A 22,398-nucleotide genomic window follows, 5' to 3' on the forward strand; every position below is an offset into this window, starting at 1 on the left:
CAGCAGATGCCCAGCAGCGACGCCGTCGTCCTCACCGTCCCCGGACCGAACGGCGAGCGGGAGGTGCGGATCTCGAGCCCCGAGCGCGTGCTCTTCCCCGAGCCGGGCATCACCAAGCGCGAGGTCGCGGAGTACCTGATCGCCGTCGGTGAGCCGTTCGTCGCGGCGAACGGCGGCCGCCCCGTCTCGCTGCAGCGCTTCTCCTCCGGGATCGAGGGCGAGCAGTTCTTCTCGAAGAACCCGCCCAAGGGCGCACCCGAGTACGTCCGGTCCGTCCCGGTGACCTACCCGAGCGGGCGCGTGCATCCGCAGCTCGTGATCGACGAGCCCGCGGCCGCCGTCTGGGCGGCGCAGATGAACACCGTCGTCTTCCACCCGTGGGCGGCCCGCGCCGACGCGCCGGACCTGCCCGACCAGCTCCGGATCGACCTGGATCCGCAGCCGGGCACCGACGTCGCCGACGCGGTCGTCGCGGCTCACGCGCTGCGCGAGGTGCTGCGCGAGGCCGGCCTCGAGCCGTTCGTGAAGACCTCCGGCAACCGCGGCCTGCACGTCTTCGCGCCGATCGTCGCCGAGCACGAGTTCCTCGACGTGCGCCACGCGGTGATCGCCGCGGCGCGCGAGCTGGAGCGGCGGATGCCCGAGCAGGTCACGACGGCGTGGTGGAAGGAGGAGCGCGGCGAGCGGATCTTCGTCGACTTCAACCAGGCGAACCGCGACCGGACGATCGCCGGCGCCTACAGCCCGCGAGCACTCGCGCACGCTCCCGTCTCCACTCCGCTGGACTGGGACGAGCTCGACGGCGTCGACCCGCGGGCCTTCACGATCCGCACGGTCCCGGCGCGCCTCGCCGAGCGCGGCGATCCGTGGGCCCGGATGCACGACGCTCCCGGCCGCCTCGACGCCCTGCTCGCCTGGTGGGAGCGCGACGTCGCCGCGGGCCTGGGCGAACTGCCGTTCCCGCCCGACTTCCCGAAGATGCCGGGCGAGCCGCCCCGCGTGCAGCCCAGCCGCGCGAAGAAGGCCTAGCCGAGGACGTCGCCGAGGTCGTACGCGGTCGGCTGCTCGAGCTGCTCCAGGGTGCAGGAGGCGGCGTCGCGGTCCGGGCGCCAGCGCTCGAACTGCACGGTGTGCCGGAAGCGGTCGCCCTCGCGCTGGTCGTAGCGGACCTCCAGCACGAGCTCGGGACGCAGGCGAACGAAGGAGGTGTCGCGGCCGCTCGAGAACCGGCTCCGCTCGCCCTCGCCGCGCACCGGCTCGGCCGCGGCGTCGCGCTCGACCGCGGGCGCGAGCTCCTCGAGCAGCTGCACCCGCCTCTCGTCGCTGAACGCCGAGGCCCCGCCGACCTGCCGGACCTCACCGTCGTCGCCGTGCAGGCCGAGCAGGATCGAGCCCACGCCCGGCTTCGAGGCGTGCTCGCGGTACCCGATCGCGATCACGTCGGCCGTGCGGTGGTGCTTGACCTTCAGCATCGTGCGCTTCCCGGGGGAGTAGGGCGAGGCCAGGGGCTTCGCCACGACGCCGTCGAGTCCCGCGCCCTCGAAGCGCTCCAGCCAGTCGCGCGCCAGGGCCTCGTCGTCGGTGGTGCGTCCGAGGTGCAGCGGATGCGGGACGCCGGCCAGCACCGCGGCGAGCGCCTCCCGCCGTGCCGAGTACGGCTCCTCGAGCAGGCTGCGTCCGTCCACGGCGAGCAGGTCGAAGGCGACGAGCATCGCCGGGGTCGTCTCCGCCAGCATCGTCACGCGGCTGGCGGCCGGATGGATGCGCTGGGAGAGCAGGTCCCAGTCGAGCCGCTGCGCTCCCGGCTCGCCCGTCGCCAGGACGATCTCGCCGTCGAGCACGCAGCCGTCGGGGAGCAGTCGCAGGAAGGCCTCGACCAGCTCGGGGAAGTACCGGGTCAGCGGCTTGGAGCCGCGGCTCCCGATCTCGCACTCCCCGCCGGCGACCGAGACGATCGCGCGGAACCCGTCCCACTTCGGCTCGTAGGAGTATCCGCCCGCGACGGCGGTCTGCTCCGGCACCGCCGGGACGGCCTTGGCGAGCATCGGGGCGAGGGGGAGCGCGAACGGCAGGTCCATGCCCTGATCATCCCGGCCGCAGTCCCCGACCGCACCCCCTTCCGGAAGGCTGTGGACCGGGCGGTTCCGGGCCCGCCTCACGGGTTCGAGGCGTAGCGTTCCCGGCATGAGCATTGACTGGAAGCGCTGGACGCCCGTCGCCGTCGTCCCCGCGGTCGTCGTCGCCGCGGCCGTCGCCCTCCCCCTCTCCGCGAGCGCCGCGGGGGACCTCCCCGAGAAGTCCGCCGCCGACCTCCTCGCCTTCGTCGCCGAGAGCGACACCACCGCCTTCTCCGGCGAGATCCAGCAGACCTCCGACCTCGGGCTGCCCGATCTCTCGGCGCTCGGCGGCTCCGCCGGCTCGGCGTCCGCCGACCCCGCCGACTCCCTCGTCGAGCTCGCTACCGGCTCGCACCAGGCGCGCGTCTACGTCGACGCCGAGAAGGGCGCGCGTCTCCAGGTGCTCGACCGGCTGGCCGAGCGCGACGTCGTCGCCTCGACGACCGGCGGAGTCTGGATCTACGACTCGAGCGCGAACACCGCCACCCACCTGGCGCCTCCCGCGGGCGGAGACCCGGTGGGCGACCAGGTCGTCACGCCGTCGTCTGCGGCCCAGCAGTTGCTCGCCGCGATCGACCCGACGACCACGGTCGCGGTCGGCTCGGACGTCAGCGTCGCCGGGCGCGACGCGTACGAGCTCGTGCTCACGCCCCGCGACAGCGGCACCCTGGTGGGCTCCGTGACCGTCTCGGTCGACGGCGAGACCGGCCTCCCGCTCGGAGTCGCCGTGACCGCTCGCGGAGGCACCGCGCCCGCGTTCAGCGTCGCGTACACGAGCATCGACTTCCGGACGCCGGACGCGTCCCTCTTCTCCTTCACGCCCCCGGCCGGCGCCGAGGTGACGGAGCACGCCGCTCCGGTCGACGACGCGACGGACGCCCCCGAGGCGTCCGCCCCGAGCGCCGCGGGGCACTCCGACGTCGTCACCACGGGATCCGGCTGGACGAGCGTCGTCGAGCTGCCCGCGGGCGACACCGACGCGCTCTCCTCGCTCGACGCGGTCACCACGCCGGTCGACGGCGGCCGCATCCTCTCCTCCGCCCTGCTGACCGTCCTCGTCACCGACGACGGACGCGTCCTCGCCGGCGCGGTCCCGGCCGAGACGCTCCGCGACGCGGCCTCCGCTCGGTGACGGCGGGCGAGCTCGCGGTCGAGACGCGGGGGCTCACCAAGCGCTTCGGGCGCCAGGAGGCGGTCTCCGGTCTCGACCTCGCCGTCCCTCGTGGCGCCGTCTTCGGCTTCCTCGGCCCGAACGGGTCGGGCAAGACCACGACCATCCGGATGCTGCTCGCGCTGGCCGCGCCGACCGCCGGCAGCATCACCGTCCTCGGCCAGGCCATGCCCCGGCGCTCGGCCGAGGTCCTGCCCCGGGTGGGCGCGCTGGTCGAGGGGCCGGGCTTCTACCCGTTCCTCTCCGGAGCGGCCAACCTCCGGCGCTTCGACGCCGCGGAGGCGGGCACCTCGTCCCGGACCCGCGACACCCGCGCGAAGGAGGCCCTCGCCCGGGTCGGTCTCTCGGCCGCTGCGCGCAAGAAGGTCGGCTCCTACTCCCTGGGCATGAAGCAGCGGCTCGGCATCGCGGTCGCCCTGCTCTCGCCGCGCGACCTGATCGTGCTGGACGAGCCCACGAACGGCCTCGACCCGCAGGGCACCCGCGAGGTGCGCGCTCTCGTGCGCGGGCTGAACCAGGACGGCACGACCGTCCTCGTCTCCAGCCACCTCCTCGCCGAGATCGAGCAGCTCTGCACCCACGCCGCCGTCATGCGCACCGGGCGCCTCGTCGCCCAGGGCGGGCTCGACGAGCTGCGCGGGGACGCCGCCTCGGTCGAGCTGCTGACGCCCGACCGCGAGCGCGCGATCGTGGCCCTGCACACCCGGGGTCTGGAGCCGCGGACCGCGCCGGGCCCGCACCCCGCCGATCCGCCGCTCGTCGTCGCCGCTCTGCCGGCCGGACTCGCGGCCGAGACGCTGGTCGCGGACCTCGTGCGGGCCGACGTCCGCGTCCGCGGCTTCGCCGTCCGCCGCCCCTCGCTCGAGGAGCGCTTCGTCGAGCTGACCGGGGAGGGCTTCGATGTCGAGCGCTGACGCGGCCGTGCGCCGCGCAGGGATCGGGTCCCTGCTCGCCTCCGAGCTCGCCCTGCTCTTCCGCCGGCGCCGCACCTGGGCGCTGCTCGCGGCCCTGGCCGCCATCCCGATCCTGCTCGCCGTCGCGGTGCGGCTCTCGGGCGGCGACGGAGGCGGACCATCCTTCGTGGGCGCGATCGCCGGAAACGGACTCTTCACCGGCTTCGCGGCGATCACGGTCGCCGTCCCGCTGTTCCTCCCGCTCACGGTCGGGGTCGTCGCCGGCGACGCGATCGCGGGGGAGGCCTCGCTCGGGACGCTGCGCTACCTGCTGGTCAGTCCCGTCGGCCGGGTGCGGCTGCTCGCGGTGAAGTTCGCCGCCTCCCTCGCCTTCTGCCTCGCCGCAGCCCTCACGGTCATGGTGGTCGGGATCCTGATCGGGCTGGCGCTCTTCCCGGCAGGACCGGTGACGCTGCTGTCCGGCAGCACCGTCCCGCTCGGCGACGCGATCGGCCGGGCCCTGGCGATCGCCGTGTACGCAGCGCTCTCGCTGGTCGGGCTCTCGGCGATCGGCCTCTTCATCTCGACGCTGACAGACGTGCCGGTCGGCGCCATGGCGGCCACCGTGGTCGTCTCCATCGCGGCGCAGATCGTCGGCTCGCTCTCACAGCTGGACGCCCTCCACCCGTTCCTGCTGACGGACCGGTGGTTCGACTTCGCCGATCTCCTGCGGGATCCGATCACGTGGAGCTCCTTCGGCGAGAACGCGCTGCTCCAGCTCGCCTACGTCGCCGTGTTCGGGTCGCTCGCGATCGGCCGCTTCACCACCCGCGACGTCCTCTCCTGATCCCGGGAACGACGGAGGCCGCCCTCCCGCACTGCGGTGGGGGCGGCCTCCGTGTCGTCGGGGTCAGCCCTGCGGCGCGATCCCGAAGCTGACGGAGCCGCCCTCGTCCACCTGCGCGTCGAGGACCTTGTCGCCGAGAGCGACGGAGGCGGCCACGTCGAGGAACACGCGCGCCCCGTCCTGCTCCACGACGGCGTCCGTCGACTCGGGGGCCGCGGCGACCGCGACAGCGAAGTTGCGGGCGTCGAGATCGGTGCCGCTGATGCGCAGGCCTCCCTCGACGGGGGTCTCGGTCTGCCCGGTGATGGTCTTGACGACGGTGCTGGCGTTGTCGGTGAGCGTGAGCATCGGGTCGTTCCTTCCGTCCGTGATCGATGAGGGGGCCACGTTGCCGGGAACCGGCGGCACCCTCAAGGCGGCGCAGCGGATGTGGAGGGGATGCACACCTGGGCGGCGCGGGCAGTCCCGGCGCTCGCCGGAGTCGCGCCGGGCCGGAGGCGCCGCACCGCCTGTCACACTGGCCGGATGCACCCCGCCGACTCCTGCCCCTGCGGAAGCCGCCGCCACTACGCCGACTGCTGCCGCCCCGCCCACCTCGGCGAAGAGCCCTCGCCGACGGCGGAGCGCCTGATGCGCAGCCGCTACAGCGCGAACGTCCTCGGCAGCGCCCCCTACCTGCTCGCGAGCTGGTACCCCTCGACCCGGCCGCGCCGCATCGACCTCGATCCCGACGTCCAGTGGCGCCGGCTCCAGATCGTCGACACCTCGTTCGGCGGGGAGGGCGACGAGGAGGGCCTGGTCGAGTTCCGCGCCTCCTACCGCTCGCCCGCCGGCCCCGGCCTCGTGCACGAGCGCAGCCGCTTCCTGCGCGAGGACGGTCGCTGGCTCTACGTCGACGGCGAGATGCTCGGAGACGAGGCCTGATCCGCCCGGGCCGTCCTACTCTGGAGGCATGGCCAAGGACTTCCGCCGAGCGGACGACGCGTCGCGCTACGAGCTCCACCTCGACGGCGCCCTGGTGGGCGTCCTCGACTACCGGGAGGCGCCCGGCAGCGTCTCCCTCGTCCGCTCCTTCACGACCCCGCCCTTCCGCGGCCGCGGGCTCGCCGGGGAGCTGGTCTCCTTCGCCGTCGACGACATCGAGGCCGCCGGCGGGCGGAGCGTCGTGCCGATGTGCTGGTACGTCGGGCAGTGGTTCGAGCAGCACCCGGAGAAGGCGCACCTGCTCGCTCCCTCCTGAGCCCGCCGCTCACTCGCGGACCGCGGGCTCCACTCCGGCGAGGTCCGGGCCGAGGCCGATGTCGACCAGGCGCAGACGGCCCGCGTAGGAGTCGCCCGGATGCAGCAGCAGACCGGCCTTGATCGCGCCGAAGGTGACCGTCACATCGGCGCGCAGCACGGTCGGATCGGGGACCGACCCGTCGTCGGGATGGATGCCGCTCGGCAGATCGACAGCGACGACCACCGGGCGCTCGGCCCGCCGCTCCAGCGCGTCGAGCACCGCCTCGACGACGGCGCGCGGCCGTCCCCGCAGCGCGGGCTCCGTCGCTCCGATGCCGAGGATCCCGTCGACCAGGACGTCGGCGCGCGCCACCGCCGCCGCGAGGCCGCGAGCGTCGTCGGCGGACAGCTGCCCGCAGCCCTCGTCGAGCGCCACGGCGAGGCCTCGGCGGTGCACCCGCTCGGCCGTGAGGACGAGGACGACGTCGGTCCCGGAGGAGGAGAGCTCGGCGGCCGCGTAGAGCGCGTCTCCGCCGTTGTCGCCCGGGCCGACCAGGACGAGCACGGAGCCCGGACGGGAGCGGTCGGAGCGACCGGCGAGCACGAGCCGCAGCTCGCGGGCGAGGCCGTCGGCGGCGCGCTGCATCAGCGGCTCCCGCCGGGCCAGGTGCGGCGCCTCGGCTGCCCGCACCTGCGCGGACGTGTATCCCTCGACCATGCGCTCCACTGTGCGCGCGGCGCAGCGGGCGTGCAACCCCGTCAGCTCTCCTGCACCGCCCGGTCCGACTCCTCGACGATCGCGCGCATCGCGGCCTCCGCGGCGTCCGCGTCCCCCGAGGCGACGGCGGCCGCCACCGCCCGATGCAGCCGCACCGCGGTGGAGTCGGCCTCGCGCGGCATGAGCGCGTTGCGGGTGCGGCCGGCGAGGACCTCGGCGACCAGATCGCCCAGCTGTGCGAGCATCCGGTTGCCCGAGGCGGCCAGGAGGGAGCGGTGGAAGGCGGTGTCGGCGGCCAGATAGGCGGACTGGTCGGCTGCACGGGAGTGCGTCGAGAGAGCGTCGCCCGCCTCCGTGAGCGCTCGCCGCTGCTCCTCGGTCGCGTTCGCGGCGGCGAGCCGGGCGGCCAGCGGCTCCACCCCGAGCCGGAGCTCGCTGAGCTGGTGCAGCTGGCGCCGCCGGTCAGGGCCGTCGAGGCCCCACGCGACGACCCGCGTGTCCAGCGCGTTCCAGCACTCCGGAGGCTGCACCCGCGTCCCCGCGCGCCGTCGGGACGTCACGAGCCCGAGAGTCTCGAGCACGCGCACGGCCTCCCGCATCACCGAGCGGGAGACCCCGCGCCGCTCGGCCCGCTCGTCGGCGCTGAAGGTGGTGCCCGGAGGGAGCTCGCCGCGCACGATCTGCGAGCCGAGCTCGTCCAGCACCGAGTGGTGCAGCGAGGGCGTCGGCGCGGGCATGCGGTCATCCTGCCATCGCCGGAGTCGCGCCCCGGCCGATCTTCGGGCATGATCGGGGCACACGCAGGTTATGTCGGACAAAAGCCGGCCGCTGGCCGTCGGCTCGACCAAGGACGCTCATGACACCGACTCTCCTCCCCGCCCTCCGCGCCGCCGCCGGGGACGCACCCGCCACCACCGCCGGGCAGGGGCAGCTGATCCTCGCCGCCGTCGTCGGCATCGCCGTGATCGTCGTGCTGATCACCTGGCTGAAGCTGCACCCCTTCGTCTCCCTGCTGATCGGCGCGCTGACCACCGGCCTGATCGCGGGGCTGGCGGCGGCGGACGCGGTGGCCAGCTTCGCGCTGGGGTTCGGCAACACCATGGGCGGCGTCGGCATCCTCATCGGCCTCGGGGCGATGTACGGCAAGCTCCTCGCCGACTCGGGTGGAGCGGACCGCATCGTGGACACTCTCATCGCCCGCTCGAGCACCCGCGCGCTGCCCTGGATGATGGGCTTCGTCGGTGCGCTCATCGGCCTGCCGATGTTCTTCGAGGTCGGCCTCGTGCTGCTGATCCCGGTGGTGATCCTGGTCGCCCGCCGGAGCGGTCTGCCGCTGATGAAGGTGGCGATCCCGACCCTCGCCGGCCTCTCGGTGATGCACGGCCTCGTCCCGCCGCACCCCGGACCGCTGGTCGCGATCGACGCGCTCGGCGCGAACCTCGGCGTGACCCTCGCGTTCGGCGTCCTGGTCGCGATCCCCACCGTCGTCGTCGCCGGCCCGCTCTTCGGCCGGGTCGCCGCCCGGTGGGCGCCGGTGGAGACGCCGCCGCTCTTCGGCGAGGGAGCGGGCGAGACGCGCGAGCACCGCCCGGGCTTCGCCGCCGCCGTCGCGAGCATCCTGCTGCCGGTCGTGCTGATGCTGGGCAAGGCGATCGCCGACATCGCGGCCCCCGGTTCCACGGACGCCTGGAAGGGCGCCCTCGACTTCCTCGGCACGCCGACGATCGCGCTGGGGATCGCCCTCCTGGCCGGTCTGGTCCTGCTCGGCCGCGGCGGCCGGATGAACCGCACCGAGCTGCAGGCCTCGCTCTCGAGCTCGCTCCCGCCGATCGCGGGCATCCTGCTCATCGTCGGCGCGGGCGGCGGCTTCAAGCAGGTCCTCGTCGACACGGGGATCGGCGGGGTCGTCGCCCAGCTCGCGGAGGGGAGCGGCGCCTCGGCGCTGCTGCTCGCCTGGCTCGTGGCCGTCGTGATCCGCGTCGCCACCGGCTCCGCGACCGTCGCCACGGTGACCGCCGCAGGGATCCTCCAGCCGCTGACCGAGACCATGGACGGGCCGATGGTCGCCCTCATGGTGCTCGCGATCGGCGCCGGCTCGGTGTTCCTGTCGCACGTCAACGACGCCGGGTTCTGGCTGGTGAAGGAGTACCTCGGGCTCAGCATCGGCCAGACGCTCAAGACCTGGACCGTGATGGAGTGCCTGGTCTCGGTGACCGGGCTCGCCGGGGTCCTCCTGATCGGTCTCTTCGTAGGAGGTATCTGATGACCGCTCTTCCCACCGTCCCCGTCCGCGCCGTCGTCGTCATGGGCGTCTCCGGAAGCGGCAAGTCGACCGTCGCGTCGCTGTTGTCCCGCCGACTCGGCTGGGAGTTCCTCGAGGGGGACGACCTGCACCCGCAGGCGAACGTCGACAAGATGCACGCCGGCATCCCGCTCACCGACGAGGACCGCGCGCCCTGGCTGTCCGAGATCGCCCGCGTGGTCGACCAGCGGATCGCCGCGGGCGCCTCGGTCGTGGTGACCTGCTCGGCCCTGCGCCGCCGCTACCGCGACGTCCTGCGCCGCGACGACCTCGTGTTCGCGCACCTCGCGGGATCGAGGGACCGGATCGCCGGGCGGCTCGCCTCGCGGGTCGGCCACTTCATGCCGACCACGCTGCTCGACTCCCAGTTCGAGGCGCTCGAGCCCCTCGGCGACGACGAGTTCCATGTCACGGTCGACGTGGGCGGCGCTCCGGAGGAGGAGATCGCCGAGATCCTCGGAGGGCTCGGCCTCGCGCCCGCGGGCGCCTAGCCCAGCAGCGACTCCACCGGCACGGCCGGGAGGTCGAAGGCCGCGGCGACGGCGGCGTTCGTCACCCGGCCGTCGTGGGTGCTCAGGCCTCGGGCGAGCGCCGGGTCGGCGGCCAGGGCGGCCCGCCACCCGCGGTCGGCCAGCGCGACCGCATAGGGGAGCGTCGCGTTGGTGAGCGCGCGGGTCGAGGTCTCGGGGACGGCGCCGGGCATGTTGGCGACGCAGTAGTAGACGCTCTGGTGCACCGGGAACACCGGGTCGTCGTGGGTGGTCGGCCGCGAGCCCTCGAAGCAGCCGCCCTGGTCGATCGCGATGTCGACCAGCACCGAGCCCGGCTTCATCGTGGCGACCATCTCGTCCGTGACCAGCTTCGGCGCCTTGGCGCCCGGGATGAGGACGGAGCCGATCACGAGGTCGGCGTCGGCCAGCTGCGCGGCGATCTCGTAGGCGGAGGAGGCGCGCGTCTGGATCGCTCCCTGGAAGCGGTTCTCGAGCTGCGCGAGGCGGGGGAGCGAGAGGTCGACGATCGTGACGTCGGCCCCCATGCCGAGGGCGTTGGCCGCGGCGTGCTCACCGGCCGTGCCGCCGCCGATCACGACGACCTTCGCCTTCGGAGTGCCGGGGACTCCGCCGAGCAGCGTGCCCCGTCCGCCGACGGCGCTCATGAGGTGGTAGGCGCCGACCGTGATCGACAGCCGCCCGGCGACCTCGCTCATCGGCGAGAGCAGCGGCAGCCGCCGGTCGTCCAGCTGGACCGTCTCGTAGGCGATGGAGGTCGTCCCCGCGGCGAGCAGCGCATCGGTGCACGGGCGGGAGGCGGCGAGGTGGAGGTAGGTGAAGAGCACCTGGTCGTGGCGCATCCGCGGGTACTCGGCCTCGATCGGCTCCTTGACCTTAAGGACCAGCTCGGACTCGGCCCAGACCTCGTCGGGCCCGTCGACGACGCGGGCGCCGGCACTGCGGAAGTCGTCGTCCGACACGCGGGAGCCCAGGCCCGCGCCGGCCTCGACCAGGACCTCGTGGCCGCGGCGCACCAGCTCGTGGACGCCGGCCGGAGTGGCGGCGACCCGATTCTCGTTGTTCTTGATCTCGGTGGGGATCCCGACGCGCACGGCGGCTCCTTCGCTGCGGCCCGCGGGGCGGGCGGTGGGCGCCGATCCTGCACCGGCTCTGCCTCCATCGTGCGAAGATCGTGCCGGGAGCGGAGGGATTCCGCAGGATCGATCAGAAGTCGCCGGGCGAGCCGAAGGTTCGTCGGTCGAGCAGGGGAGCGGACGCATGGCACCGAAGGATCTGCACGACCTCGACGACCTGGATCCGGTCGACCGGACCCTGGTGCGCCTCCTCCGCGCCGACGCTCGCACGCCCAACAGCCGGCTCGCCGAGCGCGCCGGCATCGCCCCGTCGACCTGCGTGGCACGCGTGCGCGGCCTCGTCGAGCGCGGCGTGATCACCGGATTCACCGCCGAGCTCGATCCGGCGGCGCTCGGCCTGACCCTGCAGGCGCTGATCAGCGTCAACATCCGCGTCGGCCAGCGCCAGGCGATCACGCGATTCGCGGAGGAGATCCGCGCGCTGCCCGAGGTGGTGCAGCTGTTCTTCCTCGGCGGCTCGGAGGACTTCATCATCCACGTCGCGGTCCGCGACTCCAACGACGTGCGGGACTTCGTGGTCTCGAACCTGTCGGCGCACCCGGCGGTGGCCTCGACGCGCACGAGCCTGGTGTTCGACCACCACCGCAAGGGTCCGGCGGTCCCCGAGTAGCGCGGGCGGACGCGGGGCCGAGCAGCCGCCCGGCCCCGCGCCCGCCCCCCGCGCTAGTGCGCTCCGGGGTTCACGTCGCCGCCCCCGCGCTGCATGAGGCCGGGGATGCGCTTCGCGAGCCCCGGGATCGCCTCGTCCGAGATCGAGATCCTCGTATCGCGCAGGCGCTGGCGCAGCAGGGTCTCGACGTCCTCCTCCGGTCGCAGGTCGGCGTCGCCGGCGACCTGCAGCAGAACGCCGCGCAGCTTCTCGTCGAGCTGGGCGTCCTCGCTGCCGTGCTGGATCGGGTGGTCCTGGGATGCGTTCGTCATGCCTCCATGCTGGCACCGGCCATCGCGTGCCGAGAGGACTTGCGCCGCGGCAGGATGGTCGCATGCCGTTCACCCGCGCCGAGCTCGCCGTGTTCCAGGACCGCACGGTCGAGGACCTTCTGGGCGACGACGTCCGCCTCCTGTTCGTCGGCATCAACCCGGGACTGTGGACCGCCGCCACCGGCGCGCACTTCGCCCACCCCGGCAACCGCTTCTACCCGGCGCTCGTCGCGGCCGGGATCCTCGAGCGCGCGCCGCGCGTGTCCGAGGGGATGAGCGCCGCGGACCGCGCGGAGCTCGTCTCCCGCGGCGTCGGCATCACCAACCTCGCCGCCCGAGCGACCGCCCGGGCCGACGAGCTGACCGCGGAGGAGCTGCGCGAGGGCGCTCATCGGCTGGTCACCACCGTGGAGCGGGTGCGGCCCCGAGCCGTCGCGGTCGTCGGCATCACCGCCTACCGGATCGCGTTCGGACGCCGCCGCGCGGAGCAGGGCAGGCAGGAGGAGGACGTCGCGGGCGCGCCGCTCTGGGTGCTGCCGAACCCGAGCGGCCTGAACGCGCACGACACCGTCGCCTCGCTCGGGCGCGCCTACCGCGAACCGGCGCTCGAGGCGGGGATCGTCTCTCCCGACGCGCTCCTGCCCGGGGCCGCCGGACCCCGCCCGCAGGAATAGCCGTCCACCCCCGGAGGTTGCAGAAGTCCATGAGTATGCATGAAGTCAAGTTCGGCGTCGACACGTTCGGCGACGTCACCGCCGGCCCCGACGGCACCCCGCTGCCGTACGGCCAGGTCCTCCGCGACGTGGTGGAAGAAGGGGTGCTGGCCGACCGGGTCGGCATCGACTTCTTCGGGATCGGCGAGCACCACCGCGCCGACTTCGCGGTGAGCGCCCCGGACGTCGTGCTCGCCGCCATCGCTGCCCGCACCGAGCGCATCCACCTCGGCTCCGCCGTGACGGTCCTCTCCTCGGACGACCCGGTCCGCGTCTACCAGCGCTTCGCGACCCTCGACGGACTGTCCGGCGGGCGGGCCGAGGTCATCCTCGGTCGCGGATCGTTCACCGAGTCCTTCCCGCTCTTCGGCTACGACCTCGCGCAGTACGAGGTCCTCTTCGAGGAGAAGCTCGACCTCTTCCACGCCCTGGTCCAGGGCGGCCCGGTCACCTGGCAGGGCACGACCCGCCCCGCGCTCACCGAGCAGAGCGTCTACCCGACCCTCGACAACGGCACCCTCCGCACCTGGATCGGCGTCGGCGGCAGCCCCGAGTCGGTCGTCCGCGCCGCCCGCTACGGCTTCCCGCTCGTCCTGGCGATCATCGGCGGCTCGCCGGCCCGCTTCCGCCCCTACGTCGACCTCTTCGGCCGCGCGCTCGACCAGCTCGAGCAGCCCCGGCTCCCGGTCGCCGTGCACTCGCCCGGCTTCGTCGCCGACACCGACGAGGAGGCGCGCGAGCTGTACTTCCCGCACCACAAGGCGATGATGGACGCCATCGGCCGCGAGCGCGGCTGGTCCCCGATGACCCGCGAGCGCTTCGACGAGGAGGCGGGCCCCGACGGCGCGATCCACCTCGGCTCGCCCGAGACGGTCGCCCGGAAGATCGCGCGCACGGTCGAGGCCCTGGGCATCGACCGCTTCGACCTCAAGTACAGCGCCGGCACGCTGCCGCACCCGGCGATCATGCGCAACATCGAGCTCTACGGCACGCAGGTCATCCCGCGGGTGCGCGAGCTGCTCGCGCACTGACCCCCCGCCGGGCGCCCGCTCCCCGGCGGGCGCTCGGCGCGTTCCGAGCCGACGCGGTGCGCGCTCCCATCGGGCGCCCGGCCGGCGTCGATACACTCGGAACCCCCCGCCCCGACCCTCCCGGAAGCACATGCCCGACAGCCACGCCGCCCGCACCCCCTACGAGGTGCTGGGCGTCGCCGCCACCGCGTCCGACGACGAGCTCCGCCGGGCGTACCGGCTCCGCCTCCGCGAGACCCATCCGGACACGGGAGGCGACGCCGCGTCGTTCCACGCGGTGCAGCTCGCCTGGGAGCGGATCGGCAGCGCCTCCGCACGCAGCGACTACGACCGGGGCGCTCCAGCGCCCGGGACGTCGTCCCCGCAGTCGCCGTACACCGGCTCGCCGCGCCCGCAGACCGCCTCGGCCGTGCGCGCCCGCTCCTACGGTCACCCGGGAGGCGCGGCGCGCGAGTACTACCTGCGCCTGGTGCGCGAGTGGCTCGGCCGCGGCGTCGAGACCGAGGACCCCTTCGACCCGGCGATCGTCCGCTCCGCTCCGCGCGAGGTCCGCTCCTGGCTCGCCAAGGCCCAGGCGGAGGAGGCGACGGCCGCGCTCGTCGGCGCCCTCGGCATCGCCTACACGATCTGGAACGACGTCGCGGTCGGCGACGGCGGGCTCAAGATCGACCACCTCGTGCTCGGGCCGGCCGGCCTGCTCGCGCTGACCTCCGCCGACTGGGGCGACCCCGTCCGCCTGCGCAAGGGCGAGCTCGAGGGCCCCGGGATCGCCGAGGACGAGAAGCCGATCGCCTCGCTCGCGAAGGCCGCGCGCCGTCTCGGCCGCGAGCTGGGCGTCCGCTTCTCGGCGAGCGTCGTGGTCGTGCCGGACGACGCGCTGGAGCAGCCGTTCGAGCAGGTCGAGCGCGGCCGGCACCAGGGCGCCGTCGTCATCCGCCGCTCGCTGCTGCCGCAGCTGCTGCGCTCCGGCACGGACGACCCGCGCCTCGGCGGGTACGGCGAGTCGTTCGAGGTCCGCACCCGCGTGCAGAACCGCATCCGCTTCGTCTGACGCCGCGCTAGCCGCCGTTCGCGGCCGGGGCAAGGGGTTAGCACCCGCGTTCCGCCTCGCCCACCATGGGACGTGCCCCCGGGCATCCCACGACGAGCGGAACGAGGACGGACCATGGTGCGATTCGGATACACCCTGATGACCGAGCAGAGCGGACCCAAGCAGCTGGTGGGCTACGCGGTCGACGCCGAGAGGCTCGGCTTCGAGTTCGCGGTCTCGAGCGACCACTACTCGCCGTGGCTGACGGAGCAGGGGCACGCCTCCTACGCCTGGACGTTGCTCGGAGCGGTCGCACAGGCCACGTCGACCATCGACCTCACGACCTACGTCACCGCGCCGACCATCCGCTACCACCCGGCCGTGGTCGCGCAGAAGGCGGCGACGCTCGCGATCCTCTCCGACGACCGCTTCACGCTCGGCCTCGGTTCGGGCGAGAACCTCAACGAGCACGTCGTCGGCGAGGGCTGGCCCTCGGTCGCCGTGCGCCAGGACATGCTCGAGGAGGCCGTCCACCTCATCCGCGAGCTGCACACCGGCGAGCTGGTGACCTGGGAGGGCGAGTACTTCCGCGTCGACTCCGCCCGCATCTGGGACCTGCCGGACACGCCGGTCGAGATCGGCCTCGCCGTCTCCGGCCCGAAGTCCATCGAGCGCTTCGCGCCGCTGGGCGACCACTTCATCACCACCGAGCCCGACGCCGAGCTCATCTCGCAGTGGACCGCGGTCCGCGGGCCCGACGCGGCTCCCTCCCGGACGATCGGGCAGATCCCGATCTGCTGGGCGCCCGACAAGGACCAGGCCGTGAAGCTTGCCCACGAGCAGTTCCGCTGGTTCGCCGGCGGCTGGTCGGTCAACGCCGACCTGCCCACGCCCGCCGGGTTCGCGGGAGCGAGCCAGTTCGTGCGTCCGGAGGACGTGGCCGAGCAGATCGCCTGCGGCCCCGACCTCGACGAGCTCGCGCAGAGCTTCGTGCCCTACATCGAGGCGGGCTTCACCGACATCGCGCTCGTGCAGGTCGGCGACGAGCTGCAGCAGCGGTTCCTCGACGAGGCGGCGGACGGGCTCCTGGAGCGCCTGCGCGCCCTCGCACCCTGAGGCCGCGGGCCGCCGCCCGACCGCGCCGTCAGAATCCGCGGAGCCGCTCGATGTCGCGCCGGTCGCGCTTGGTCGGGCGGCCCGCTCCGCGGTCCCGGACGATCACGCCCGGCGCGGACTCCCGGGGAGGCGGCGGCGGCGTCCGGTCCTCCACGCACTCGGCGGCCACCGGCGCACCGACCCGCTTGACCACGAGTCCGCGGACGATCAGCTCCCGGTCGAAGCCGCCGATCCGGGCGCGGACCTCGTCGCCGACCCGCACGGTCTGCGCCGCCTTGGCCCGCTCGCCGTTGACGCGGATGTGGCCGGCCCGGGCCGCGGTCGTCGCGGCGGAGCGCGTCTTGTAGACGCGCACCGCCCAGAGCCACGCGTCCACCCGCACGGCACCGGTCACCGGGATCTGCATCCCCCCAGTCTACGAAGCGGCGCGCGCTCGCCATCCACCCCGCGGTCCTACACTGGCCGCCGACAAGGAGGTTCCCATGAACCGAGACGACAGCATCTACACCGGAGCGGACGACGCGCTGCAGAGCGGCGACGACCGCATGGTCGCGGCGAACGACAGCTCCGGAGCCGGCGGCACCCGCGGCGACGTCGGCATGAGCACGACGAGCGGCGAGGGCACCGGGGTCCCGACCCGCGGCGCGCCTCCGCAGAGCGGATCCCCGTCCGAGCTGCGCCCCACCGGCTTCCCGCACGCGGGCCTCGAGTTCTCGCTCGTCCCGTCCGGCCACGAGGAGTGGCGGATCGAGCACCCGGGCGGCCGCACCGTCGGCGTCCTCGCCGTCATCTCGCACGCGGGCGAGGAGTCGGAGGCCGTCTTCGTCACGCGCCGCGTCGGCTCTGAGGACGCCGTCGCCGAGGGCACCGACTGGCGCGGCATCGTCTCGGCCGTCATCAACGACGAGGCGGCGGACGAGCGCGAGCCCGTCCAGCTCGACCCCACCGTCGAGCACGTCCGCGGCGGACTGATCAGCCGCGGCCCCGCGGACGTCGACGGCCTCTCCTGAGCGATCCCTCCTCCGGGACGCCGTCCGCGCTCGGCGCGGGGCGTCCCGCGGGGGAGGATCGGAGGCTCAGCGGGCGAGGAGCGCGGCGTTGATCCGCGCCGAGAGGTCCGCGTCGACGCGGCGGTCGATCCCGTCGACGGCGCGGACGGGAGCGGCGTTGCGTGCGCTCGAGACCAGCCACGCCGCGTCCGCAGCCTCCAGATCGTCCGCGCGCAGCGGACGCACGGCCGTCCCGAGGCCGAGGCCGGGGGCGAGCGCGAACAGGTCGGCCTGCGTGGTGCCGGGCAGCAGTCCGAGGCTCGGCGGGGGAGTCACGAGCTCGCCGCCCGCCAGCAGCACGAGATTCGAGGTCGGCCCCTCGAGCAGGTAGCCGTCGCTCGACACGAACAGCGCGTCGTCCGCGCCGCGCCGGGCGGCCTCCCGTGCGGCCGCGCGGTTCACCGCGTACGAGAGCGTCTTCGCCCCGGCGAGAAGCCAGGGGGACGTCGTCTGCACGTCCGAGCGCAGCCCGCGGTCCAGGAGCACCACGCGCACGCCGTCGCGGCGGGCCGGGCCGAAGTCCGGGCTGGTCTGGACGAAGACGACGCCGGTGGGCCGACCGCCGCCCTCGACGCCGCGGGTCAGGATCGTCTTCACCATCGCCTCGGCGACGGGCGGGTGCGCTGTCACCGCCGCTCCGATCGCCTCGAGCCAGGCGGCCCGGTCCGGCCGGGGCAGGTCGAGCATCCGGGCCGAGCGCTCGAAGCGGTCCAGGTGCGCGTCGAGCGCCTGGAGCCGTCCGTCGACGAGGTTGATCGTCTCGAACACGCCGTCGCCGCGCGTGAAGCCGAGATCGCTGACGTCCAGATCGCCGCGCCCGCTCGGATCGATGCGGTGCGCGGGTCCTCCCGGCGAGTGCGCCTCCGCGTCGAGGGAGGGTCGGTCGAGGACGACGAGGGTCTCAGCGGGCATGGGCGGTGCGGTCCTTCCGGGAGCGGCGGCGGGGGGAGAAGCGGAGCAGCGCGACCGTCAGCAGCGCGCCGATCACGGAGCCGCTGCCGTTCGAGACCAGGTCCTGCACGTCGGAGACGCGGGTCGGCAGCCACAGCAGCTGCGCGGTCTCGACGGCCGCCGAGACCCCGAGGCCGATGGCGGCGGCCCACAGGCGGCGCCCCGGCGGCAGCTGCGCGGCGATCAGCGCCCCGAGCGGCACGAAGAGCAGCACGTTCGCGGTGAACTCCGCCACGTCGAAGTCGAACCACCCGGTGAGCGGCGTGGAGGCGAGGAAGGCGATGATCCCGCGGATCAGCGCGTTCGGCTCCCCGGCCGGGTAGGGCGCGGGCGTCAGCGTGATCAGGGCGATCAGCGCGAGCCAGGCGAGCGTCGCGAGGCGGAGGGGTCTCGAGCGGCGCATCGTCCGATTCTGCCAGCCCGTCGGGGTCGGGCGCGGCGGGCGCGGTGTGGGAGGCTGGAGGGCATGACCAGCGAGGACCCCGGCGCGGACGCCGTGCTCCCGCGCCACCCCTTCGACGCGTCGCTCGGCGACGGCTGGGTCGAGATCGGCGACGGACGCCGCTTCTGGGGGCGCTTCGGCGCCGCCGGCCTCCTCCTGCGCGATCCGTCGGGACGCGTCCTGCTCCAGCACCGCGTGAGCTGGAGCCACTTCGGGGACACCTGGGGGCTGCCCGGCGGCGCCCGTCACCCCGAGGAGACGGCCTTCGAGGCGGCCCTCCGGGAGTCGGAGGAGGAGGCGGGCGTCCCCGCCGACCTGATCCTGCCCGTGCTCTCCAGCGTCGTCGTGATCGGCCCGTGGAGCTACTCCACCGTCCTGGCCGACTCCCGCGAGCACTTCACTCCCCGCATCAGCGACGCCGAGAGCACCGAGCTGCGCTGGGTCGCCCCGGACGACGTCGACTCCCTGCCGCTGCACCCGGGCTTCGGGGCGGCCTGGCCGGGCCTGCGCGCGCTCGGCTCCTCGATCCCGGTGCTCGTCGTGGACGCCGCCAACGTGGTCGGCTCCCGCCCCGACGGCTGGTGGCGCGACCGCGCCGGCGCCGCGGAGCGCCTCCTCGCCTCCCTCGCCCGCCTCGCGGAGGCCGGCGTCCCCGGCCGTCTCCTGGGGATCGACGCCGACACCGTCTGGCCGCGCATCGCCGTGGTGCTCGAGGGAGCGGCGCGCGCCGCCCGCCCGGAGGCCGGTGCTCCCGCGGCGCGGCTGACTGTGCACGCGGCGGACGGCTCGGGCGACGACGCGATCGTCGAGCTGGTCGGCGCGCTCGAGACCGCGGTCGTCGTGACGGCCGACCGGGGACTGACCGCCCGCGTTGAGGCGCTCGGGGCCGCCGTGGTCGGCCCGCGCTCGCTGCTCGACCTCCTCGATCCCGCCCGGGAATAGGCCGCGGGGGCGCCCGGTTGCATCCCCCATGGCTACGACTGCGATGACCCTCGACTCCCACGACCAGACGATCGCCGACGGCATCGTCCTCATCGACTTCTGGGCCGACTGGTGCGGCCCGTGCAAGCAGTTCGCTCCGGTCTTCGAGGCCACGAGCGAGAAGAACGCCGACATCACCTTCGCGAAGGTCGACACGGAGGACCAGCAGCAGCTCGCCGCGAGCTACGGCATCTCCTCCATCCCCACCCTCGTGGTGTACCGCGACGGCATCCCGCTGATGGCTCAGCCCGGCGCCCTGCCCGCCCCCGCGCTCGACAACCTGATCGAGCAGGTCCGCGGCCTCGACATGGTCGAGGTGCGCCGCCAGTACGAGGAGGCGAAGGCCGCTCAGGAGGCGGGCGCCGCTACGCAGGCCTGATCCGCCCGGCGCCTCGACCCGCTCCGCAGGCGGGAGGCGCCAGCAGACGCACGAGAACCCCCGGCAGCCAAGAGGCCGCCGGGGGTTCCGTCGTTCCGAGCCGGGATCAGCCGGTGTTCTGCAGTCCCGCCGCGACTCCGTTGACCGCGAGCAGGAGCAGCCGCTGGTTCTGCTCCGTCCCGGATCCGCCCGGGTCGGTGCGGAGCGCCTTCAGCGCGCGCAGCTGCAGGAGCGAGAGCGCGTTGACGTACGGGGTGCGCAGGCGCACGGCCCGGCCGAGCACGCGGTGGCCGGTGAGCAGGCTCTCCTCGCCGGTGATCGAGAGCACCCACCGACGGGTGAGCGCCATCTCGTCGAGCACGAGCCCGGCGAGGTCGTCGCGGGAGTCGAGGGCGAGGTAGCGGCGGGCGATGCCCTCGTCGGTCTTCGCGAGCGACATCTCGACGTTGTCGACCATCGTCGTGAACAGCGGCCAGGAGGCGTAGGCCTCGCGGAGCAGGTCCAGGTCGCCGACGGCCTCGAGCGCGCTGCCCAGGCCGAACCAGCCGGTCAGGTTGACGCGGGCCTGGGTCCAGGCGAAGACCCATGGGATCGCACGCAGATCCTCGAGCGACTCGACGGAGAGGCCGCGGCGGGCCGGACGCGAGCCGAGCGCGAGCAGGCCCACCTCCTCCTGCGGGGTGACCCGGGCGAACCACGGCGCGAAGCCGTCGGCCTTCACGAGCTCGAAGAAGCGGCGGCGCGACTCGCGGTCCATCGTCGCCGCCACCTCGGCGAAGCGCTCCGCGGCGCCGGCGTTGCGCTCGCCGACCGCGGGGGAGGAGGCGAGCAGAGTCGCTCCCGCCACCTGCTCGATGTGCCGAGTGGCGATGTCCGGGTTGCCGTAGCGGGCGAAGATGACCTCGCCCTGCTCCGTCAGCTTGAAGCGGCCGTCCACGGATCCGGGCGGCTGCGCGAGGACGGCGCGGTTGGCCGGCCCGCCACCGCGGCCGAGCGCGCCGCCGCGTCCGTGAAACAGCGTGAGCACGATGCCCTCGTCGGCCGCCCACTGCGCGATGCGCGCCTGCGCGTCGTAGAGCGCGAGCGTCGCCGAGACCGGTCCGACGTCCTTCGACGAGTCGGAGTAGCCGAGCATCACCTCGAGCCGGCTGCCGGTCGCCGCGAGGCGCGCCTGCACCTGGGGGAGGCGGATCATCTCGGCGAGGATGTCGGTCGAGGCGTCGAGGTCGGCGAAGGTCTCGAAGAGCGGGACCGCGTCGATGATCGGCGGCACGCCGTCGGTCGCCGCCTCGGCCAGATCGAAGACCGTCCGCAGGTCGTCGGCCGACTGCGTGAACGAGACGATGTAGCGCCTCGCCGCGTCGGTGCCGAAGCGCTCCTGGATCTTCGCGATCGCCCGGAACACCGACAGGACCTCGAGACCGCGCTCGTCCAGCTCCTCGCCGGCGCGGATCGCGGCGATCGTCTCGCGGTGCACCTTCGAGTGCTGGCGCACCTCGATCTCGGCGAGGTGGAAGCCGAAGGTCTCGAGCTGCCAGACGAAGTCCTGGAGGTCGCCGTAGGCCGCGCGGACGTCCTCGGCCTCCACGAGGGACTCCTGGAGGGTGCGCAGCTCGGCCAGCAGCTCGGCGGCGGCGGAGTAGGCCAGCGGCCCCTCGGAGCGGGTCGCGGACAGGCGCTCGGCCGCGAAGAGCAGGACGCGGCGGTGCGCCTCGTTGGGCGAGCGCTCGGCGATGTCGGCGGCGAGCTCGGGAGCGCGCTCGACGCAGGAGGCCCAGAGCGCCTCGACGGCGGCCGACGGGGGAGTGGTGGAGGCGTCGAGGGTCAGCGCGCGGCCCACGCGGCGGGCGACGCGCTCCAGGCCCATGAGCACGTGCTCGGAGGCGATGTCCACCGCCGCGAGGGTCGTCTCGGCGGTGACGAAGGGGTTGCCGTCGCGGTCGCCGCCGATCCAGGTGCCGAGGCGGACGAAGGCCGGTGCGACCGGTGCCCGGGTGCCCGAGCCCTCGCCGAGCAGGGCGTCGTCGAGGCGGCGGTAGACGCGGGGGAGCACCGAGAACAGCGACTCGTCGAAGACGCTCATCGCGGTGCGCACCTCGTCGAGAGGGGTGGGCTTGGACTCGCGCAGCGGAGCGGTGCGCCACAGCGTGTCGACTTCGGCGAGGAGCCGGCGGCGGATCTCCACCAGCACGACGCCGCCCATGCGCGGGTCGTCGCGCTGCTCGAGCAGGTCGCTGATGCGGCGGATGGTCGAGGCCACGGCGCGGCGGCGGGCCTCGGTCGGGTGCGCCGTGAGGACCGGACGGAACTCCAGCCGGGAGAGGCGCGCGAACGCCTCGTCCTCCCCGAGCTCCCCGGTCAGCCGGCGCATCGAGGCGAGGATCGAGTCCTCGGGCGACTGCGCACCGGCGTCGGCCTCGCGGCGGCGCAGCACGCGGACGCGGTGGAACTCCTCCGCCACGTTCACGAGGTGGAAGTAGCAGGTGAAGGCCCGGGCGACCTCCTCGGCGCGCTCCAGCGTGAGCGAGGCGACGAACTCCTCCGCCTCCGCGGTCCCGGCCGCATCGCCGCTGTCGTAGGCGCTGATCGTGAGCGCGCGCAGGCGCTCCACGTCCTCGTAGAGAGAGGGCTCGCCCGACTCGCGGAGCACCTGACCGAGCAGCTCGCCCAGCAGGTGGACGTCGGCGCGGATCCTCTCGTCGAGCGGAGGCGCGGTCGTCCCGTCGGCGGAGGAGGGTGCGGTGGCGGAGGCGGGTGCTGCGGTCGCGGCGGACGCGTCGGAGAACGGAGGCACGGGAGAGACCTTAGCGGCGGTGCGTATCGCGCACATGACGCCTGCGTCACGATCCGAACTGGAATGATCGAGGGGTG

Annotated in this window: 26 protein-coding genes; 16 read left to right on the top strand and 10 right to left on the bottom strand. The window is 74.1% G+C overall.

The features are described from left to right. Window positions 1-6: 6 nt before the first annotated feature. Window positions 7-1,029, top strand: coding sequence for a non-homologous end-joining DNA ligase (ligD, locus tag GSU45_RS06735; RefSeq protein WP_208543508.1), 1,023 nt, complete (start codon window positions 7-9; stop codon window positions 1,027-1,029). Here the strand turns inward: ligD and GSU45_RS06740 are convergent. Further along, window positions 1,026-2,078: an ATP-dependent DNA ligase gene (locus GSU45_RS06740; protein WP_159913742.1), complete on the bottom strand. Its 1,053-nt coding sequence runs from the start codon at window positions 2,076-2,078 to the stop codon at window positions 1,026-1,028. The two genes, ligD and GSU45_RS06740, sit on opposite strands and share 4 nt — an antisense overlap. A gap of 106 nt (window positions 2,079-2,184) precedes the next feature. Here GSU45_RS06740 and GSU45_RS06745 point away from each other — a divergent pair, with 106 nt between their 5' ends. Genes GSU45_RS06745 through GSU45_RS06755 form a run of 3 tightly spaced genes read left to right on the top strand, consistent with a single transcriptional unit; the run spans window position 2,185 to window position 5,028 of the window. After that, window positions 2,185-3,249 (top strand): DUF2092 domain-containing protein, encoded by a 1,065-nt coding sequence (locus tag GSU45_RS06745; RefSeq protein WP_159913744.1) that lies wholly within the window; start codon window positions 2,185-2,187, stop codon window positions 3,247-3,249. Next, a complete protein-coding gene (locus GSU45_RS06750) occupies window positions 3,246-4,202 on the top strand; it encodes an ATP-binding cassette domain-containing protein (RefSeq protein WP_159913746.1) in 957 nt (318 codons plus the stop codon). Before GSU45_RS06745 ends, GSU45_RS06750 begins: the two co-directional genes overlap by 4 nt. Then, the gene (locus GSU45_RS06755; protein WP_159913748.1) at window positions 4,189-5,028 is read left to right on the top strand and encodes an ABC transporter permease subunit; all 840 of its coding nucleotides are present in this window, start codon (window positions 4,189-4,191) and stop codon (window positions 5,026-5,028) included. Before GSU45_RS06750 ends, GSU45_RS06755 begins: the two co-directional genes overlap by 14 nt. Before the next feature lie 63 nt (window positions 5,029-5,091). On the opposite strand, the gene GSU45_RS06760 is transcribed toward GSU45_RS06755, so the two are convergent. Beyond that, the gene (locus tag GSU45_RS06760; protein ID WP_159913750.1) at window positions 5,092-5,376 is read right to left on the bottom strand and encodes a hypothetical protein; all 285 of its coding nucleotides are present in this window, start codon (window positions 5,374-5,376) and stop codon (window positions 5,092-5,094) included. Between the two features lie 177 nt (window positions 5,377-5,553). On the opposite strand from GSU45_RS06760, the gene GSU45_RS06765 reads away from it, so the two are divergent. Continuing rightward, complete coding sequence (locus tag GSU45_RS06765; RefSeq protein WP_159913752.1) at window positions 5,554-5,952, top strand: YchJ family metal-binding protein; 399 nt, start codon at window positions 5,554-5,556, stop codon at window positions 5,950-5,952. 28 nt (window positions 5,953-5,980) lie between these two features. Further along, a complete protein-coding gene (locus GSU45_RS06770; protein WP_104222554.1) occupies window positions 5,981-6,268 on the top strand; it encodes a GNAT family N-acetyltransferase in 288 nt (95 codons plus the stop codon). 9 nt (window positions 6,269-6,277) lie between these two features. Here the strand turns inward: GSU45_RS06770 and GSU45_RS06775 are convergent, their stop codons facing one another. Beyond that, a complete protein-coding gene (locus GSU45_RS06775) occupies window positions 6,278-6,967 on the bottom strand; it encodes an NAD(P)H-hydrate epimerase (protein WP_159913754.1) in 690 nt (229 codons plus the stop codon). A 41-nt stretch (window positions 6,968-7,008) separates the two neighbouring features. Beyond that, window positions 7,009-7,704: an FCD domain-containing protein gene (locus tag GSU45_RS06780; RefSeq protein WP_159913756.1), complete on the bottom strand. Its 696-nt coding sequence runs from the start codon at window positions 7,702-7,704 to the stop codon at window positions 7,009-7,011. 119 nt (window positions 7,705-7,823) lie between these two features. On the opposite strand from GSU45_RS06780, the gene GSU45_RS06785 reads away from it, so the two are divergent. Continuing rightward, on the top strand, window positions 7,824-9,230 hold the full coding sequence (locus tag GSU45_RS06785; protein WP_104273301.1) for a gluconate:H+ symporter: 1,407 nt from the start codon (window positions 7,824-7,826) through the stop codon (window positions 9,228-9,230). Beyond that, entirely contained in the window at window positions 9,230-9,760 is a 531-nt protein-coding gene (locus tag GSU45_RS06790; RefSeq protein WP_159913758.1) for a gluconokinase, read from the top strand. Before GSU45_RS06785 ends, GSU45_RS06790 begins: the two co-directional genes overlap by 1 nt. Here the strand turns inward: GSU45_RS06790 and ald are convergent. Continuing rightward, window positions 9,757-10,872 carry an alanine dehydrogenase gene (gene ald, locus GSU45_RS06795; RefSeq protein WP_159913760.1) on the bottom strand — a complete coding sequence of 372 codons (1,116 nt, stop codon included), beginning with the start codon at window positions 10,870-10,872 and terminating at the stop codon, window positions 9,757-9,759. The genes GSU45_RS06790 and ald overlap by 4 nt on opposite strands. Before the next feature lie 166 nt (window positions 10,873-11,038). Between ald and GSU45_RS06800 the strand changes: the two genes are divergently transcribed. Continuing rightward, the gene (locus GSU45_RS06800) at window positions 11,039-11,524 is read left to right on the top strand and encodes an Lrp/AsnC family transcriptional regulator (RefSeq protein ID WP_159913762.1); all 486 of its coding nucleotides are present in this window, start codon (window positions 11,039-11,041) and stop codon (window positions 11,522-11,524) included. A 53-nt stretch (window positions 11,525-11,577) separates the two neighbouring features. Here the strand turns inward: GSU45_RS06800 and GSU45_RS06805 are convergent, their stop codons facing one another. After that, on the bottom strand, window positions 11,578-11,835 hold the full coding sequence (locus GSU45_RS06805) for a hypothetical protein (RefSeq protein WP_159913764.1): 258 nt from the start codon (window positions 11,833-11,835) through the stop codon (window positions 11,578-11,580). A gap of 62 nt (window positions 11,836-11,897) precedes the next feature. Here GSU45_RS06805 and GSU45_RS06810 point away from each other — a divergent pair, with 62 nt between their 5' ends. The 4 genes from GSU45_RS06810 to GSU45_RS06825 all read left to right on the top strand — a co-directional run bounded on the left by GSU45_RS06810 (window position 11,898) and on the right by GSU45_RS06825 (window position 15,725). Next, window positions 11,898-12,509 carry a mismatch-specific DNA-glycosylase gene (locus tag GSU45_RS06810; protein WP_159913766.1) on the top strand — a complete coding sequence of 204 codons (612 nt, stop codon included), beginning with the start codon at window positions 11,898-11,900 and terminating at the stop codon, window positions 12,507-12,509. 35 nt (window positions 12,510-12,544) lie between these two features. Continuing rightward, window positions 12,545-13,579: an LLM class flavin-dependent oxidoreductase gene (locus GSU45_RS06815; protein ID WP_159916942.1), complete on the top strand. Its 1,035-nt coding sequence runs from the start codon at window positions 12,545-12,547 to the stop codon at window positions 13,577-13,579. 130 nt (window positions 13,580-13,709) lie between these two features. Next, a complete protein-coding gene (locus tag GSU45_RS06820) occupies window positions 13,710-14,630 on the top strand; it encodes a J domain-containing protein (protein ID WP_159913768.1) in 921 nt (306 codons plus the stop codon). A gap of 114 nt (window positions 14,631-14,744) precedes the next feature. Continuing rightward, a complete protein-coding gene (locus GSU45_RS06825) occupies window positions 14,745-15,725 on the top strand; it encodes a TIGR03557 family F420-dependent LLM class oxidoreductase (protein ID WP_159913770.1) in 981 nt (326 codons plus the stop codon). Window positions 15,726-15,753: 28 nt separating this feature from the next. Here GSU45_RS06825 and GSU45_RS06830 read toward each other — a convergent pair whose 3' ends face one another. Next, entirely contained in the window at window positions 15,754-16,131 is a 378-nt protein-coding gene (locus GSU45_RS06830; RefSeq protein ID WP_208543509.1) for a S4 domain-containing protein, read from the bottom strand. A gap of 76 nt (window positions 16,132-16,207) precedes the next feature. Here GSU45_RS06830 and GSU45_RS06835 point away from each other — a divergent pair, with 76 nt between their 5' ends. Next, window positions 16,208-16,735: a hypothetical protein gene (locus GSU45_RS06835; RefSeq protein WP_159913772.1), complete on the top strand. Its 528-nt coding sequence runs from the start codon at window positions 16,208-16,210 to the stop codon at window positions 16,733-16,735. 66 nt (window positions 16,736-16,801) lie between these two features. On the opposite strand, the gene GSU45_RS06840 is transcribed toward GSU45_RS06835, so the two are convergent. Both GSU45_RS06840 and GSU45_RS06845 read right to left on the bottom strand, forming a co-directional pair. Then, window positions 16,802-17,686 carry an aminotransferase class IV gene (locus GSU45_RS06840; protein WP_159913774.1) on the bottom strand — a complete coding sequence of 295 codons (885 nt, stop codon included), beginning with the start codon at window positions 17,684-17,686 and terminating at the stop codon, window positions 16,802-16,804. Beyond that, complete coding sequence (locus GSU45_RS06845; RefSeq protein WP_159913776.1) at window positions 17,676-18,128, bottom strand: VanZ family protein; 453 nt, start codon at window positions 18,126-18,128, stop codon at window positions 17,676-17,678. The genes GSU45_RS06840 and GSU45_RS06845 overlap by 11 nt, the downstream gene beginning before the upstream one ends. A gap of 63 nt (window positions 18,129-18,191) precedes the next feature. On the opposite strand from GSU45_RS06845, the gene GSU45_RS06850 reads away from it, so the two are divergent. After that, window positions 18,192-19,109, top strand: a complete 918-nt coding sequence (locus tag GSU45_RS06850; RefSeq protein WP_159913778.1) for an NUDIX hydrolase — start codon at window positions 18,192-18,194, stop codon at window positions 19,107-19,109. Window positions 19,110-19,137: 28 nt separating this feature from the next. Then, window positions 19,138-19,527, top strand: a complete 390-nt coding sequence (gene trxA / locus GSU45_RS06855) for a thioredoxin (RefSeq protein WP_159913780.1) — start codon at window positions 19,138-19,140, stop codon at window positions 19,525-19,527. Window positions 19,528-19,633: 106 nt separating this feature from the next. Here the strand turns inward: trxA and GSU45_RS06860 are convergent, their stop codons facing one another. Then, a complete protein-coding gene (locus GSU45_RS06860) occupies window positions 19,634-22,219 on the bottom strand; it encodes a phosphoenolpyruvate carboxylase (protein ID WP_244248284.1) in 2,586 nt (861 codons plus the stop codon). Window positions 22,220-22,398 lie beyond the last annotated feature (179 nt).

Origin of the sequence: Rathayibacter sp. VKM Ac-2801, from assembly GCF_009834245.1 — a bacterium.
Lineage (GTDB): Bacteria > Actinomycetota > Actinomycetes > Actinomycetales > Microbacteriaceae > Rathayibacter.

Bases quoted from the DNA above. Each gene is read 5' to 3' on its own strand.
- ligD (WP_208543508.1), top strand. From the start codon at position 7: ATGCCCAGCAGCGACGCCGTCGTCCTCACCGTCCCCGGACCGAACGGC.
- GSU45_RS06740 (WP_159913742.1), bottom strand. From the start codon at position 2,078: ATGGACCTGCCGTTCGCGCTCCCCCTCGCCCCGATGCTCGCCAAGGCC.
- GSU45_RS06745 (WP_159913744.1), top strand. From the start codon at position 2,185: ATGAGCATTGACTGGAAGCGCTGGACGCCCGTCGCCGTCGTCCCCGCG.
- GSU45_RS06755 (WP_159913748.1), top strand. From the start codon at position 4,189: ATGTCGAGCGCTGACGCGGCCGTGCGCCGCGCAGGGATCGGGTCCCTG.
- GSU45_RS06760 (WP_159913750.1), bottom strand. From the start codon at position 5,376: ATGCTCACGCTCACCGACAACGCCAGCACCGTCGTCAAGACCATCACC.
- GSU45_RS06765 (WP_159913752.1), top strand. From the start codon at position 5,554: ATGCACCCCGCCGACTCCTGCCCCTGCGGAAGCCGCCGCCACTACGCC.
- GSU45_RS06770 (WP_104222554.1), top strand. From the start codon at position 5,981: ATGGCCAAGGACTTCCGCCGAGCGGACGACGCGTCGCGCTACGAGCTC.
- GSU45_RS06775 (WP_159913754.1), bottom strand. From the start codon at position 6,967: ATGGTCGAGGGATACACGTCCGCGCAGGTGCGGGCAGCCGAGGCGCCG.
- GSU45_RS06780 (WP_159913756.1), bottom strand. From the start codon at position 7,704: ATGCCCGCGCCGACGCCCTCGCTGCACCACTCGGTGCTGGACGAGCTC.
- GSU45_RS06785 (WP_104273301.1), top strand. From the start codon at position 7,824: ATGACACCGACTCTCCTCCCCGCCCTCCGCGCCGCCGCCGGGGACGCA.
- GSU45_RS06790 (WP_159913758.1), top strand. From the start codon at position 9,230: ATGACCGCTCTTCCCACCGTCCCCGTCCGCGCCGTCGTCGTCATGGGC.
- GSU45_RS06800 (WP_159913762.1), top strand. From the start codon at position 11,039: ATGGCACCGAAGGATCTGCACGACCTCGACGACCTGGATCCGGTCGAC.
- GSU45_RS06805 (WP_159913764.1), bottom strand. From the start codon at position 11,835: ATGACGAACGCATCCCAGGACCACCCGATCCAGCACGGCAGCGAGGAC.
- GSU45_RS06810 (WP_159913766.1), top strand. From the start codon at position 11,898: ATGCCGTTCACCCGCGCCGAGCTCGCCGTGTTCCAGGACCGCACGGTC.
- GSU45_RS06815 (WP_159916942.1), top strand. From the start codon at position 12,545: ATGCATGAAGTCAAGTTCGGCGTCGACACGTTCGGCGACGTCACCGCC.
- GSU45_RS06820 (WP_159913768.1), top strand. From the start codon at position 13,710: ATGCCCGACAGCCACGCCGCCCGCACCCCCTACGAGGTGCTGGGCGTC.
- GSU45_RS06825 (WP_159913770.1), top strand. From the start codon at position 14,745: ATGGTGCGATTCGGATACACCCTGATGACCGAGCAGAGCGGACCCAAG.
- GSU45_RS06830 (WP_208543509.1), bottom strand. From the start codon at position 16,131: ATGCAGATCCCGGTGACCGGTGCCGTGCGGGTGGACGCGTGGCTCTGG.
- GSU45_RS06835 (WP_159913772.1), top strand. From the start codon at position 16,208: ATGAACCGAGACGACAGCATCTACACCGGAGCGGACGACGCGCTGCAG.
- GSU45_RS06840 (WP_159913774.1), bottom strand. From the start codon at position 17,686: ATGCCCGCTGAGACCCTCGTCGTCCTCGACCGACCCTCCCTCGACGCG.
- GSU45_RS06845 (WP_159913776.1), bottom strand. From the start codon at position 18,128: ATGCGCCGCTCGAGACCCCTCCGCCTCGCGACGCTCGCCTGGCTCGCG.
- GSU45_RS06850 (WP_159913778.1), top strand. From the start codon at position 18,192: ATGACCAGCGAGGACCCCGGCGCGGACGCCGTGCTCCCGCGCCACCCC.
- trxA (WP_159913780.1), top strand. From the start codon at position 19,138: ATGGCTACGACTGCGATGACCCTCGACTCCCACGACCAGACGATCGCC.